Annotated in this window: 8 protein-coding genes; 7 read left to right on the top strand and 1 reads right to left on the bottom strand. The window is 33.1% G+C overall.

Translation table 11 applies throughout. The features are described from left to right. Nucleotides 1-238: 238 nt before the first annotated feature. Complete coding sequence (gene mnmE / locus L1276_RS24275; protein WP_253792392.1) at nt 239-1,639, bottom strand: tRNA uridine-5-carboxymethylaminomethyl(34) synthesis GTPase MnmE; 1,401 nt, start codon at nt 1,637-1,639, stop codon at nt 239-241. Between the two features lie 182 nt (nt 1,640-1,821). Between mnmE and L1276_RS24280 the strand changes: the two genes are divergently transcribed. The 7 genes from L1276_RS24280 to L1276_RS24310 all read left to right on the top strand — a co-directional run bounded on the left by L1276_RS24280 (nt 1,822) and on the right by L1276_RS24310 (nt 15,687). Then, on the top strand, nt 1,822-2,655 hold the full coding sequence (locus L1276_RS24280; protein WP_253792393.1) for a universal stress protein: 834 nt from the start codon (nt 1,822-1,824) through the stop codon (nt 2,653-2,655). A gap of 70 nt (nt 2,656-2,725) precedes the next feature. Next, on the top strand, nt 2,726-4,498 hold the full coding sequence (locus L1276_RS24285) for a DNA mismatch repair protein (RefSeq protein WP_253792395.1): 1,773 nt from the start codon (nt 2,726-2,728) through the stop codon (nt 4,496-4,498). A gap of 454 nt (nt 4,499-4,952) precedes the next feature. Further along, complete coding sequence (locus tag L1276_RS24290; protein WP_253792397.1) at nt 4,953-5,963, top strand: LacI family DNA-binding transcriptional regulator; 1,011 nt, start codon at nt 4,953-4,955, stop codon at nt 5,961-5,963. 284 nt (nt 5,964-6,247) lie between these two features. Beyond that, nucleotides 6,248-9,334: a SusC/RagA family TonB-linked outer membrane protein gene (locus tag L1276_RS24295; protein WP_253792399.1), complete on the top strand. Its 3,087-nt coding sequence runs from the start codon at nt 6,248-6,250 to the stop codon at nt 9,332-9,334. 12 nt (nt 9,335-9,346) lie between these two features. Beyond that, nucleotides 9,347-10,861 carry a SusD/RagB family nutrient-binding outer membrane lipoprotein gene (locus tag L1276_RS24300; protein WP_253792401.1) on the top strand — a complete coding sequence of 505 codons (1,515 nt, stop codon included), beginning with the start codon at nt 9,347-9,349 and terminating at the stop codon, nt 10,859-10,861. Nucleotides 10,862-11,291: 430 nt separating this feature from the next. Beyond that, the gene (locus L1276_RS24305; protein WP_253792402.1) at nt 11,292-13,280 is read left to right on the top strand and encodes a glycoside hydrolase family 2 protein; all 1,989 of its coding nucleotides are present in this window, start codon (nt 11,292-11,294) and stop codon (nt 13,278-13,280) included. A gap of 145 nt (nt 13,281-13,425) precedes the next feature. Continuing rightward, entirely contained in the window at nt 13,426-15,687 is a 2,262-nt protein-coding gene (locus L1276_RS24310; protein WP_253792404.1) for a GH92 family glycosyl hydrolase, read from the top strand. The last annotated feature ends 141 nt before the right edge of the window (nt 15,688-15,828 follow it).

The following is a 15,828-nucleotide window of genomic DNA, read 5'->3' on the forward strand; positions in this document are numbered from 1 at the left end:
TTGCCTTAAAATTAATTATGGTTTAATCTTTATTGTTTCCAAAGTGCGGACTTGTGTCATGATTTGGCAAAAAAAATCCATATTTGGAAAAATATTTTCGTGGTACAATAATAGTACAAAAAGGAACGAACTATTTGCAAATAAATTATTTGAAGAGAAAGAAGAATCCCATTTAAAATGTCGTTTTATGACATTTTAAATGGGATTCTTTGTTTTATTATGTGATGTTGTTTGAAGCCTATTTTCCGATGCAGAAATTAGCGAATATGTTACCTAATAATTCATCATTAGAAACCTGCCCTGTAATGAGACCAAATTGATATAAAGCTTCACGAATATCCAATGCAATTAAATCACTTGAAAGATTCGTTTCAAGACCAAATTTCACTTTTTGTATTTCATCTAAAGCTTTTAGTAAAGAGTCATAATGCCTTGTATTTGTAACAATTGTTTCATTGTTGCGCAATGCTCCGGTATTTACAAATGAAAGTAATTCGTTCTTTAGATCATCAACACCAATTTTTTCTTTAGCTGAAATTAATAGAAGTTTTGCATTCAAATTTTCAAGCTTGCTTGTAATGTTTGAAACTTCATCTTCTGATAAAATATCCCTTTTATTTACTACAATAAGTAAAGGTTTTAAAGGATATTTATTCTTGATTTGTTCAATTTCAGAAACAAATTCAGAACTTGAAACCTGAAATTTTAAACCATCAAACAAGTAAATGACAACTTGTGCCTGATCAATTTTCTCGAAAGTTTTCTTGATTCCAATGCTTTCTACAACATCTTTAGTTTCTCGAATTCCAGCCGTATCGATAAATCTAAAACCAATCCCCCCAATAACCAATTCATCTTCAATTGTATCTCTTGTCGTTCCGGCAATATCAGAAACAATTGCACGCTCTTCATTTAGTAAAGCATTCAATAAAGTCGATTTACCAACATTTGGTTCACCAACAATAGCGACTGGAATTCCGTTTTTGATCACATTTCCAACAGCAAACGAATCAATTAAACGTTTTAAAACAAATTCAATTCTATTTAGTAATTCATGAAACTGAGTTCGGTCAGCAAATTCTACATCTTCTTCTGCAAAATCTAATTCAAGTTCAATTAAAGATGCAAAATTTAAAAGTTCTTCACGTAATTTGGCAATTTCATTACTGAATCCACCGCGCATTTGCTGCATTGCAATTTGGTGTGAAGCTTCATTATCAGACGAAATTAAATCGGCAACAGCTTCTGCCTGAGACAAATCTAACTTACCATTTAAGAAGGCTCTTAAAGTAAATTCACCCGCATCGGCCATTCTGCAGCCTTTTCTTAATAATAACTGAATAATCTGCTGTTGAATATAAGTAGAACCGTGGCATGAAATTTCAATCGTGTCTTCTCCTGTATACGAATTTGGACCCTTAAAAACCGAAACCAAAACTTCATCAAGAGTCTTTTCACTATCCACAATATGTCCTAGATGCAAAGTATGTGTCTTTTGTTTCGTTAAGTCTTTATTTTTTATAGATTTAAAAACAGAATTTCCTATCGAAACAGCTTCAGCGCCCGAAATACGGATAACAGCAATAGCTCCAGCTCCAGACGGAGTAGCTAATGCAACTATAGAATCTTGATTTATCATGCGGCAAAGGTAAGAAAAAAGGAGAAAATTCTAAAGCCTTAATAGTTTGTGTTTTCAATTATTAAACTCTCTAAAAACGGCTTTTGTTAAGAAAATATTAAGTGTTAAATTCCTGATAATTATCAGTTCAATTTGTTTTTAGAATGATTAAATTTGAGTAACAAACCTAAAATCTCAACAAAATGAAAAAGATATTATTTCCCACAGATTTTTCTGATGCAGCAACAAATGCGTTTGTTCATGCTTTAGAATTTGCGAAAATAGTCAAAGCCGAACTTGTTTTATTACACACATTTGAGATTCCGGTTTATGACAGCCAATTTTTTCCAGAGAACTACGCGTCGATATACAGTTCTATAGAATTGGCAAAATTTGAAATGTTTAAAGATGAAATTCCAAAACTGAGAGCTATCGCAGCAGAAAGGAAGTTGGATGATATTGTGATAAAACACCGTTTAATGGACGGAGACTTAATTTATAACTTAAAAAATGCAGTTGAAGAAGACCAGATTGATTTTGTAATTATGGGAACGACAGGATCTTCTGACTGGACAAAGTTTTTTACGGGATCTAACACGAATTCGGTTATTTCAGAAGTTAATGTTCCCGTTTTGTGTGTTCCGGTTGATGCTAAGTTCAAGAAAATTAAAACAATTGGATTTACTACAAGATATCGTGAAAAAGACAAAGAAGAACTTAAAAAAGTATTGAAAATTGCAAAAAAAACAGATGCTAAAGTAAAAAGCTTGTATGTAAAGAGTTCAAATACGGATGTTTCAGAAACTACAATTAAAGAATGGGAAAGAGAGTTTGCAAATGAAAATGTAGAATTCCTGGTACTGCCAAGCGATGAGGTTAAAGAAACAATTCTTGATTTTATTCTTTTTAAGGATATTGATATTGTAACTACCATTACGCATAAAAGATCATTTTTTGAAAGTATTTTTGATTCTAGTTTTAGTCAAAAAATTACAAAAGAAGTTTCTATTCCAGTATTGATAATGCATGAGAATTAAATTCTGCCGTAAATGAATAGCTTTTTTGAAAGTGTAAAACCTATATTTGTATTTCATTATAATTAAAAAAATGGAAGCATATTTAAGTAAGGTCGAGCTGTATTCAAAAATTTTTACCCAAATCAACAAAAGATATAACAGCATAAGTCTTTTGAGACTTTTAAGCATATTTTTTTGTTTGTTCATGTTGTTTTATTACATCAAAACCAATGAAAATTTGTATGTCATAATTGCTTTTTTATCTTTTGTTGTTTTTCTTTTTTTAATGAGAATTCATTCAAAATTATCTTTTAAAAAAGAATTGACAAAAGCAATTTTGAAGATTAATGAAGATGAAATATCGTATTTGAAAAGAGAAAAACTTCCTTTTGAAAACGGAATTGAATTCAACGATTTTCATCATCCTTATGCTTACGATCTGGATGTTTTTGGAGAACATTCGTTATTTCAAAATTTAAACAGAACAGCCACTTTTATTGGTAAAAAAACATTAGCAGATAAATTATTGAATCTATTTCCTAATGAAACAATTCTTGAAAATCAGGAAGCCATAAATGAATTAAAAACTAAAATAGAATGGCGTCAGGATTTTGAAGCTCTTGCGATTGTCAGTACTGACAGTAAGAATTCTTATGATTCATTAATTAATTGGATTTCATTTAAAAAAGAATCTTTATCTAAAGTTTTAATTGCGCTTTCAATTATCCTCCCAATTTTATTTTTTGGTTTTGTAATTGCTTATTTTGTCACTTCAAAGACCATTATTCTTTCTTATGTAACCTACATTTTTATTTTCAATTTAATTGTTCTGGGAAGAGCACTAAAGCGTATTCAGTCTGAAATTGCTAAAGCAGATAATATCGACAAAACCATAAAACAATATAGTTTATTGGTTCAGAAAATTGAACTTGAAAAATTTGAATCTAAAAAGTTAATTGAATTGCAAAAACAGCTGGTTTCTAAAAATGCTCCTGCCAGTTCTCATTTGAAACAGCTGTCAGAATTGTTTTCAAGAATGGAGACTATCAACAATTTTGTGACAGCAACTTTGTTTAACGGATCATTTTTGTTTAATCTGCACGTTTTAAGGGCTCTTTTAAAATGGAAAGACAATTATGTTCATGAACTTGAAAAATGGATTAACATAATTGGTGAATTTGAAGCTTTAAACAGTTTAGCCAATCTATCTTATAACAATCCAGATTTTGTTTTTCCTGAAATTAATTCAGAATATAAAATTGGATTTGAAAACTTAAGTCATCCTTTATTAAATCCGTCTAACAGAGTAGGCAATGATACTCATTTTTATCCGCAGTCGTTCATGATTTTAACCGGATCGAATATGTCAGGAAAAAGTACTTTCTTGAGAAGTTTAGGTATCAATATGGTTTTAGGCGGAATTGGTTCAGTTGTTTGTGCTTCAAAAGCTAATATACATCCACTTCCAGTTTTAGTTTCAATGCGTTTATCAGATTCTTTAGCGGATAGTGAATCGTATTTCTTTGCTGAAATTAAGCGTTTAAAACAAATTATGGATGCTCTTGAAGTACGTCCGGCTTTTGTTTTATTAGACGAGATTTTAAGAGGGACAAACTCTGATGATAAACGTAACGGGACAATTGAAGTGGTGAAAAAAGTAATTGCCAAAAATGCCATTGGGGCCATTGCAACACATGATATTGAAGTCTGCTTAACAACAAATGAATATCCAAATATTTTAACCAATCAATGTTTTGAAGTAGAAATTCAAAATAACGAATTGCACTTTGATTACAAACTCCGAAGCGGCATTTGTAAAAATAAAAGTGCTACTTTCTTAATGCAGAAAATGGGAGTTATCTAGAATTTTGATTTAAGATTTTTAGAATGTCGATTTTCCAGCTTTGTCAAAGTTTTTAAGCTTTGACAAAGATTATCAATTATAATAAATAAGTGCCTAATGAATAGTAATATTCTTAAGGCACTTTTTTTATTCTCATATCTATCAGTTTCTATTTATTTTGAAGAAGTGTAGGTAAAAATAGCATTTTTTTAAGCCTTTTTAAAAGTAAAGCGCATTAAAGAATAGGAAAGAAACACATCAAAAACCAATCAAATTTATATAAAAAATACAAAACAAATATTAAAAGTCAAAATGACAATAACTGATCAAAATGCAGTATTTGTTGATTATTCTATTTTATTTTGGCAATAAAAAAACAGTTTATTGAAAATAAATTTTACTAAAACGTTTTTGTAAGTTTCATTTGCATATATTTGTGATGTACTAAAATATCCATTAATAAATTACTTATCAGATGAAAAAGATTACAATTAGAGATATTGCTAAACAGGCAGAGGTTTCTATTTCTACGGTATCTTTTGTTATCAACGGTAAAGGCGAAAAAATGGCGATTAGTCCGGCTGTTATCAAAAAAGTTCAGGATGTTGCGCAAAAACTACAATATAAACCCAGTATGATTGCGAGCAGTTTGAGAACCGGGAAAACACGCTCGATTGGGCTTATTGTAGAAGATATTTCTAATCAGTTTTTTGCTGACTTGGCAAGAGTAATTGAAGATGAAGCAAAAAATATCAATTATAGAGTTTTTTATTGCAGTACCGGCGATGATAATGATCGTTCAGAAGAATTGGTGCAGAGTCTTTTGCAGGCAAATGTTGAGGGATTTATTATTACGCCAACCAGAAATTTAGAGAAAACAATAAGTCAGCTTTTAAAATTGCAGAAACCAGTTGTGTTAATCGACCGATATTTTGCCAATCAAAAAGTAAGTCACGTTGTGATGGACAATTACGAGGGATCGTATTCTGCTGTTAAATTTTTAATTAGTAAAGGACGCAGAAATATTGCTGTTGTAAATAACAAATCTGGAATGATCCAGATGAAGTTACGAGAAAAAGGATATGTAGAATCGTTAAAAGAAGAAGGAATTTATAACGAGAATTATACGCTTCACCTAGATTATCATGCCAATGAACAAAGCAGAATTGAAGCGATTATAAACTTTTTTCAAGAAAACCCAAAGATTGATGCCGTATTGTTTTTGGCCAATTATCTTGGACTTGCGGGACTTCAGGCTTTTAGAACTTTAAAGTACAGAATTCCCGAAGATATCTCTGTTATAAGTTTTGATGATCATGACAGTTTTAAATTACATACACCAACAATTTCAGTTATTGCCCAGCCGATAGAAGATATCGCAGTTAAATCTATACAACTGTTGATGAGTCAGATGACAAATTTTGAAGATTTTAAAATAGAAAAGATTCTCAAGAAGGGAACTTTAATAGTAAGAGAGTCCGTTTAAACAACACAATAATTTAGATTTAAAAATTAGAAAAAGTGAAGGCTTTTTTTAATCGTTTTACTAAAACGATTTAGTGAATATTTTTGCTGATTTACTGGTGTTTACAACTTAGAAAAATACCAGAATTATTATTTATGAAAACCGAAAACAGCCGACGTATTATATTGTAGCCGTGCTGTACTATTGAAAATAGAGTTCAATTTTTTTATTAATTATTTAAAACAAACACAAACACAAACACAAACACAAAACAAAATCAAAACCAATAACCAAAAAAAATGCTTATGAAACGAATATTAGCAGTGTTAGGAGTGATATTGCTTAGCAGTTTAAGTGCTGCAGCGCAAAATCGATTAATAACCGGCATAGTAACAGATGCAGAAAACAAGGGAGTTGTTGCTGCATCAATCGAAGTTCAAGGAAAACCATTTAGTGCTGTTACAGACACCGAAGGACGGTTTAAAATGAATGTTCCCGAAGGTAAAGTTACCCTCAATGTAACATCTATAGGGTTTCAGTCAAAATCAGTTTTACTTCAGGAAAATGACACAAGAGTGGCTGTTACGTTAGTTGAAACGACACAAGAATTAAAAGATGTTGTTGTTACCTCATTTGGGGTTAAGAAACAAAAGAAAAGTTTGGGTTACGCAGTTGGAGAGCTAAAAGGCGAGGACCTGACAAAGAATAAGGAAATTAACTTAGGAAACGCGCTTCAGGGTAAAATTGCCGGAGTAAACGTTTCGGCACCGGTTACCGGGCCATCTGGTTCGAGCCGTGTTGTAATTCGTGGAGCAACTTCAGCATCTGGCCTTAACCAGCCTTTGTATGTTGTAGATGGAATTCCAATTGACAATACACAGCAGGGAAATGCCGGAATGTGGGGAGGAGCAGATAAAGGTGATGGTATGTCGTCTTTTAACCCAGATGATATTGCTTCAATGTCAGTACTAAAAGGTAGTGCAGCTTCTGCTCTTTACGGATACAGAGGATCAAATGGTGTTATCTTAATCACGACCAAAAAAGGTAAAAGCGGAACTGGAATTGGAGTAGATTTTAATACAAATTCGACTTTTAACACGCCGGTAAGCCTTTTAAAATGGCAGGATCAGTATGGAGAAGGAATGCCTATAAATGGTGTCCCAACAAGATTTTCTAATTTACAAGAGGTTAGAGATTACTATAATTTTGCGTGGGGTGATAGATACGATGGAACTCCGTCATTATCTATAGATGGAAAAACCAGACCTTACCAGGCATACGGAAAAGATAATGTTAAAAATTTTTATAGAACAGGATACTCTTTCAGTAATACTTTAGCAATTTCTGGAGGAAATGAAACGACTAATTTTAGATTGTCTTTCGGAAATACAAAAGACGAATCGATTTTACCGGGAACAAACTTTAAAAGAAATAATGTTACTTTGAGTTTAAATTCTGCTCCAAATGAGAAGATTAGTATTGAAACAAATGCACAATATATATCTGAAAAAAGTCATAACCGACCTTATTTAAATGATTCTCCGCGAAATCCTTCTTTTCCAATTACTTTTTTAACTCCGGGATCTGATATTAGATGGTTAACGCCATATGATGAAAACGGCGGTGAAGCAGATTATTTTGCTACTAATGTTTACACAACTAATCCATATTTTGCTACACAAGAAACTTTAAACCAGGATCTTAGAAAACGTTTTATAGGTTCTGCCAAAGTAAATTATAATATAACTAAGAAAATTTACGCAAAGGCCGTAATTGGTATTGATGATATTAATTATGAATATACTGAAATTGAACCTACTGGAATTAACTACACGCCGGGAGGAACTTTTGAAAATAGAGTAGACGGACGTACAGAAGTAAATGCTTCGGGTTATTTAGGCTACAAAGGTGATATTGTTAAAAATCTTTCATTAGATGCTTTTATCGGAGCAAACCGTCAGCATAACAGATACAGCGGTATTAAAATGAGAGGAACCAATTTTATTGTTCCGTTTAAATACTTCTACGGAAATACACAGCCGGAAAAAACAGAAAAATTGTTTTCAGAAAGTGAAGTGAACTCTCTTTTCTATTCGGCAGATCTTGGATACAAAGATTTCTTATATGTAAGTTTAACAGGTCGTCAGGATTGGTTCTCAACTCTAGATCCGGCAAGCAACAGCACTTTTTATCCTTCTGTAAGTACAAGTTTTATCTATTCTGAAATTATGAAATTACCTGAATGGATGTCTTATGGTAAAATTAGAGCAGGCTGGGGTAATGTAGGAGGCGCATTGCCAGAAGCTTATGCCTTAGCTTTAACTTATACAACACCAGACGGACAAACAGATTCATTAGGCCAGCCAATTTTAGGTGTAAATGGAGAAACAATTCCGAATAGAAATTTGAAACCTTATAATGTAAGTACAATCGAATTTGGTTTTGAAAACACATTCTTCAACAACAGATTAAGCACAGATTTGACTTTCTATCATAAGAAAACAACAAATGACATTACAGATGCCGATGTTTCTCAGGCTTCTGGTTACAGAACTACCAAAATCAATGTTGGAGAAATCCTGAACAAAGGGGTAGAGTTTGCAATTAATTTAAAAGCAGTGAAAACTCCAAATTTTAGCTGGAGCGTAGGTTATAATTTTGCTTATAATGATAGTGAAGTAATCAGCCTTTCGGATAAAATTACAACTAAATCATTAGAAGGAAACAGAGACGGTAGAGCTTCTGTGGTATTAGAAAAAGGACAGCCTTTTGGAGTAATTAAAGCCTATGATTATTTAAGAGACGCCAGTGGTAATATTGTATTGGATACAAATGGTAGATTTTTAAGAGGAAATTTAATTATTGCCGGACAAGGTGTTGCGCCAACATCAATGGGACTTTCAAATGATTTTTCATATAAAAACTTTACACTTTCGGTTTTTGTTGATGCTAAATTTGGAGGAGAAATCTACTCTGCTACAAATCAGTTAGGAACACGTTACGGATTAACTGAAATTACACTTCCGGGTCGTGAAGGCGGTGTTGCAGTAAGCGGAGAAGATGTTAACGGAAACGCAGTAAACACAACTGTTTCGGCATACGATTACTGGAGAAGTTACAGTGATGTAACATCAAATTTTGTTTACGATGCTGATTTTGTTAAGCTTAGAGCAATTTCATTTGCTTATAATTTTCCAAAAGCATATTTACAAAAAACACCGTTTCAGTCTGTTAGTTTGGCATTTTCTGCTCATAATATATGGACTATTTATGATAAAGTTCCAAACATTGACCCTGAGACAAACTATTCAAATAGTAATGCGCAGGGTATGGAGAGAGCTTCAATGCCTTTGACAAGAAACTTTGGTTTTGCACTTAATGTCAAATTCTAATATTTAAGAAAGATGAAAAATAGATATATAAAAATATTTTGTGTCGCAATTGTTAGTGCCATGACATTAGCTTCTTGTGATAAAGGATTCGAAGAAATGAATAAGAATCCAAATGCTTTAACAGATCCGGCTGTAAAATCAATGTTTACTCTTGCTGAAATTTATGTAGACGGACAGGATTTTTCTAACACCAGAGGAAATAATATATATGCCGCACAAATCGTACAGCAGTTTTCTTCGCCCGGAGGTGCAGGTTCAAAATACACCTATTCTTCTGAATATTCTGCAGCACTTTTTGGTGAAACTTATGGAAAAGGATTAAATCAAATTTTCCAATTATTATCTGTACTGGATAATACGCCTGAGAATTCTAATATGATTCAGGCTTGCAGAATTATGAAGGTTTTCTTGTTCCAAAAATTGACGGATACGTATGGAGAAGTTCCTTATTTTGATGCCGGAAAAGGATACAACGGAAACGTATTTTCTCCAAAATATGATACACAGGAAGCCATTTACAATGATCTTTTAAAAGAATTGGATGAAGCAGGAACTGCATTAGATGCTGCTAAACCTTTTGTTGGCAATGCCGATTTGTATTACCAAAGTGACGTTGCAAGATGGAAAAAACTAGCCAACTCATTAATGTTAAGAGTAGCAATGCGTTTGTCTAAAGTTAATCCTGCGAAAGCAAAAGAATTTGTAGAAAAAGCCTATTCAAAAGGTGTTTTTACATCAAATGATGACAGTTTGGTTTTAAAACATGATGCCGGTCCTGCAGGTGTTAAAACCAATCCAATTACTTCTGCATGGGTTAGAAATGATTTAAACGGAGGGGAATCGAATATTAAATTCAGTAAAACTTTTATCGATTTATTGAAAAATACCAATGATCCTCGTTTAAGAATCTATGCAAAATTGGAAGCAACTGGAGATAATAATCCGGCAAATCAGCAAGGATTAGCAAATGATGCAAAAGAATTTCCGGGAGGAGATAGAAAAGTTTTCTCAGACCCAAACACGTCAACAGTATTACGTTTAGATGCTCCAACTTTAATTATGTCGTATGCAGAAGTTCAGTTTATATTGGCTGAAGCTTCAGTAAAAGGATGGAGTGTTGGCGGATCTGCTCAGACTTATTATGAAAATGGGGTAAGAGCAGCGATGAATGTTTTAACCATTTTTGGAGATAAAGTGCCTGCGGTTACTCCGGCAGAATACAACACTTACATTACAACATATCCATTTAAATCTGCTGGAACAGAAGCAGAAAAAATCGAACAGATTATTACTCAGAAATGGATTGTATTGTTATTCAACGGTTTTGAGGCTTTTTCAGAATACAGAAGAACAGGTTATCCTGTATTAGTTCCTGTAAATGATGCAACTGGAGAAACACAAGGAACAATTCCTAGAAGATTAATTTATGATCAGTCAGAACTTATTACAAACGAGGCTAATTATAAAGAAGCAATTCAACGTCAAGGTTTAGATTTAATGACTACCAGAATTTGGTGGGATAAATAATTTTTAAAATTGGTTGGTTAGTTAGAATAAGTCGGGTACGAGCTTACCCGACTTATTTTTAAATCATTTTCCTGATGATCTAAAACTGCTCTAATTGATTAGTTTTTGTTGATGCAGATACCTTTTTTTCGCAGCAATACTCTTCTGCTGAAAAAGATGAATTTGTTTCACTTTAAATTAAAATTCAAAATTAGGAAGTTAAAAGTGAATCAATGATTTAAATTAAACGATTCACATCAAACCAAAATAAAACATAAGGCAGTAGTTAAGAAAATATTTCTAGTTGTTTTTTTGAGTTAATAGCGAAAAAATAGATTCTGGTGAGAAGGAATAAACTTAGTACGTCCTGTTCCTTCTCTAAACTGCCAAATGACTAAATTGTGATACCTTTTTAGTATTTTTAAAAGATCTAAAATTATTACTCAGTTAAATGAATTACAAAAATAAACTTCATTGGTTAATCTGTTTTTTTGTTTTAAACTTTACTTCAATTGCCCTCGCGCAAAATATTGATTTGAAGAACAATTGGATGTATCGTGAAGTAAAAACACAAAAGTGGTATCCAGCATCAGTTCCGGGAGAAATCCATACCGATTTGCTTCGCAATAAATTAATTCCTGATCCCTTTTACAGAGATAATGAAAAGAAATTATTGTGGATAGAGCGTAAAAACTGGGAATACAAAACGACTTTTCAGGTTATAAATACCATTTTGAAAAAGAAAAACACAGAATTGGTTTTTGATGGATTAGATACTTATGCATCGGTTTATTTGAACAATCAATTGGTTTTAAAAGCCGATAATATGTTCCGTCAATGGCGTGTTGATGTTAAAAAAGTATTGAAATCGGGCAATAATAATTTGGTTATCGTATTTGAATCGGCACAAAATGTTGTGGATTCGCTGGCTAAAAAAGATTTACCTTTTAAAATTCCAGACAATCCGCGTGCTTATGTTCGCAAAGCGCAGTACCATTTTGGCTGGGATTGGGGACCCAAATACACCACTTGCGGTATCTGGAAAACGCCAAGATTAGAAGCTTATGATGAAAAAACTCCTGAAAAACCATACGTTCTAAATCGAAAAATAGAATTGATACAAGATAAAGATAGTCTTGGGAGCTCTTTTTATTTTAAAATTGATGGAAAGCCGGTTTACATGAAAGGAGCCAATTATATTCCGTCTGATGCTTTTCTTTCCCGTGTAACCAAAAAAGAATACGAAAAGATTGTTTTATCTGCCAAAGAGGCCAACATGAACATGCTTCGTGTTTGGGGCGGTGGTATTTATGAAGACGATTATTTCTACGATTTATGTGACAAATACGAAATAAATGTATGGCAGGATTTTATGTTTGCAGGTACTATGATTCCGGGAGACAAAGCTTTTTTTGATAATGTAAAAGAAGAAGTGCAGTATCAGGTAAAACGACTGCGCCATCATCCAAGTATTGTTTTGTGGTGCGGCAATAATGAATCTGACGAAGCCTTTAAAAACTGGGGCTGGATGAAAAATTTAAAATTATCCAAACAAGATTCTACCCGTTTGTGGCACGATTACGTTCGTTTGTTTCACGACAGTATTCCAAAATGGGTTAAAGAAGTCGATAACAAACGTCCGTATTTAAGTTCTTCGCCTTTGCATCATTGGTCAAAACACAAAAGTATTACCGAAGGAGACAGTCATTATTGGGGCGTTTGGTGGGGACTAGAAGATATTGAAGCGGTACAGAAAAAAACAGGACGATTTGTGAGTGAATACGGAATGTTGTCTATGCCGAATTATTCATCAACAGAAAAATTTACATTACCAGAAGACCGATTTTTATATTCTGACGTAATAAAAGCACATCAAAAATCTGGCAAAGGGTTTATAAAACTGAATTCGTATTTGAATAAATATTTTATTGATTCAACTAAAATTAAAAAGATGAATGTCGAGGATTATACCTATCTAACGCAGTGTTTGCAACATTATTCGATTAAAAATATTGTAGGCGTTCATCGTTCAAAAGCGCCATATAATATGGGAACTTTGATTTGGCAGTTAAATGACTGCTGGCCAGTAGGAAGCTGGAGCATAACCGATTATGATAACCGACAGCCAAAAGCCGGATGGTATGCCATTCGCGAAGCGTACAGAGATGATATAAAATCAGAAATTGACTTTACACGTCCCATAGATTTACAATTAGAAGACCCAAAAATAAGCTGGCAGATAAAAGGAAATAAAGTCATTTTAAAAACCCAAAAGAGGGCAAAATATGTTTATATCTCTATCAAAGGATATACAGGAAAATGGAGTGATAATTATTTTGATTTAAACGCCGGAGAAGAAAAAATAATTTCATTCGAAGGAAAAATAACGAAGCCGGAGATTAAGGTTTTTTCTTTATTTGAGGTTTTAAAAAGATACTAAGGAGCTAAGGTTCTAAGTTGCAAAGTTTTTTTGTAGGGGACGCATCGCAGTGCGTCTAAGACAGAAATTAAAAAAATAGCAGCGTTAATCAGTTTAATCCGTTTCATCAGCGGGCTAAACAATGCGCAATCAAAAATAAAAATATATGAGAATAGTATTTAGCAGTTTTTTAGCTTTAAACTTGTTTTTTGCCAATCCGGCAATATCACAGCAAAAAAAAGGAAAACAAGCAGATGTAAATTATACACAATATGTCGATCCGCTTATTGGTTCGGCTGGGCATGGCCACGTATTTGTGGGGGCAAATGTTCCTTTTGGAGCCGTACAGCTGGGACCTGTAAATATTTTTGAAGGCTGGGATTGGTGCAGCGGATATAATTATGCCAGTAATACTATTTTGGGCTTCACACACACGCATTTAAGCGGAACCGGAATTGGAGATTTAAATGATATTTTGGTGCTTCCTGTCAGCGGAAAAGTCGGTTTGACCAAAGGAACAAAAGAAGATATGGTAAACGGTTACGGTTCGTATTTCTCTCATAAAAACGAAGTCGTAAAACCAGGATATTACAGTGTTTTATTAGATAAATATAAAGTTAAAGCAGAATTGACAGCCAGCGAAAGAGTTGGTTTTCATAAATATACTTTTGAGAACATAAACGATTCACACATTTTAATTGATCTAGCCGACGGAATTGGATGGGACAGACCTGTAAAAACGTTCGTTAAAAAAATAAGCGAAACCAAAATTGAAGGCTATCGTTATTCTGCAGGATGGGCAGCAGATCAGCATATTTATTTTGCAATGGAATTCTCTGAACCAATTTCAAATATTGTTTTGTACGACAGTACAGCAGTAGTAAAAGGTAATCTGGGAGAAGGTTTAAAGATGAAAGCCGTTTTAGACTTTAAAACTTTAAAAAACAAACAAATTTTGGTAAAAGTTGGAATTTCACCTGTAAGTTCTGAAAATGCCGAAGCCAATATTAAAGAAGAAATTCCAAATTGGGATTTTGATAGAATAGTTGAAAAAGCCTCTTCAAAATGGAATAAAGAGCTCAATAAAATTCAGATAAAAGGTGATGAAAAAACAATGAAAGTTTTTTATACGTCATTGTATCATACCATGTTTGCGCCATCAATTTTTAATGATGCCAATGGAGATTATCTTGGAACAGATAAAAAAGTTTACGAAAAAGCCAATTTTACCAATTACACTACTTTTTCACTCTGGGATACTTATCGCGGGCTGCATCCATTGTATACCATTACGCAGCCAGAAAAAATTAATGATATAGTAAAATCATTTTTAGCGATCTATCAACAGCAAGGCAGATTACCGGTTTGGCATTTAATGGGCAATGAAACCAATACCATGAACGGAAATCATTCTATAGCCGTTATTGTCGATGCTTATTTAAAAGGATATCGTGATTATGATGTCAACTTAGCATACGAAGCCATTAAAAAAACGGCAATGCAGACGCGTGAGGGAATGGACTATGTTCAAAAACTCGAATATATTCCTGCAGATAAACTATTAGAATCTGTTGGAAACGCTTTAGAATATGCAATTGATGATTACTGCATCGCTTTGATGGCGAAATCTTTAAACAAAACAGACGATTATAATTATTTCACGAAAAGAGCCAATTTATACAAATTGTATTTTGATAAAGAAACCACTTTCATGAGAGGCAAATTGACAGATGGAAAATGGAGAACGCCATTTAATCCGCTTTCATCTGCACATCGTAAGGACGATTATGTAGAAGGAAATGCCTGGCAGTACACTTGGTTAGTTCCTCAGGATCCGTATGGTTTGATTGATTTATTTGGAAGTGAAGATAAATTTATAGCTAAACTCGATTCTCTGTTTTTAATAACAGATAAAGTCGAAGGTGAAGATGTTTCGCCGGATATCAGCGGTTTAATCGGACAATATGCACAAGGAAACGAACCCAATCATCATATTCCGTATTTGTATGCTTACGCAGGGCAGCCTTGGAAAACTGCAAAATTAATTCGTGAAATCGACGAAAAATTCTACTCAACAAAACCAGACGGATTGTGCGGTAACGAAGATTTAGGTCAAATGTCGGCTTGGTATATTTTATCTTCAATGGGATTTTATTCTGTTAATCCCGCAAACGGAATTTATGTTTTAGGAAGTCCGTTAGTAAATACAGCTGTTATTCATCATAAAAAAGGAGTTTCATTTACAGTAAACGCCGTTAATAACAGCGCTGTAAATATGTATATTCAAAAAGCAGAATATAACGGAAAACCATATACAAAATCTTATATAACACATGAAATGATTGTGGAAGGCGGTGAATTAAAATTATATATGGGAAGCAAACCTTCCTTGACATTTGGAGTAAAGAAGGAAAACAGGCCTAATTGATTTTAGATTTAAGAGTGTAGATTTTAGATTTAAGAACTAAGACCATTCAGTTTCCTGCAAGGTTTTTAAAACCTTGTAGGTATAAAATTAAAGTTTAGTTTAAAACCTATAGCGTATAGCCTAAAGCAAAAAAAGCAAAAA

Source organism: Flavobacterium sp. HSC-32F16, from assembly GCF_024171645.1.
GTDB lineage: Bacteria > Bacteroidota > Bacteroidia > Flavobacteriales > Flavobacteriaceae > Flavobacterium.

What these genes read in the sequence shown, in the direction of transcription:
- mnmE (WP_253792392.1), bottom strand. Translation starts at nt 1,639, where the DNA reads ATGATAAATCAAGATTCTATAGTTGCATTAGCTACTCCGTCTGGAGCT.
- L1276_RS24285 (WP_253792395.1), top strand. Translation starts at nt 2,726, where the DNA reads ATGGAAGCATATTTAAGTAAGGTCGAGCTGTATTCAAAAATTTTTACC.
- L1276_RS24290 (WP_253792397.1), top strand. Translation starts at nt 4,953, where the DNA reads ATGAAAAAGATTACAATTAGAGATATTGCTAAACAGGCAGAGGTTTCT.
- L1276_RS24300 (WP_253792401.1), top strand. Translation starts at nt 9,347, where the DNA reads ATGAAAAATAGATATATAAAAATATTTTGTGTCGCAATTGTTAGTGCC.
- L1276_RS24310 (WP_253792404.1), top strand. Translation starts at nt 13,426, where the DNA reads ATGAGAATAGTATTTAGCAGTTTTTTAGCTTTAAACTTGTTTTTTGCC.
- L1276_RS24295 (WP_253792399.1), top strand. Translation starts at nt 6,248, where the DNA reads ATGAAACGAATATTAGCAGTGTTAGGAGTGATATTGCTTAGCAGTTTA.
- L1276_RS24305 (WP_253792402.1), top strand. Translation starts at nt 11,292, where the DNA reads ATGAATTACAAAAATAAACTTCATTGGTTAATCTGTTTTTTTGTTTTA.
- L1276_RS24280 (WP_253792393.1), top strand. Translation starts at nt 1,822, where the DNA reads ATGAAAAAGATATTATTTCCCACAGATTTTTCTGATGCAGCAACAAAT.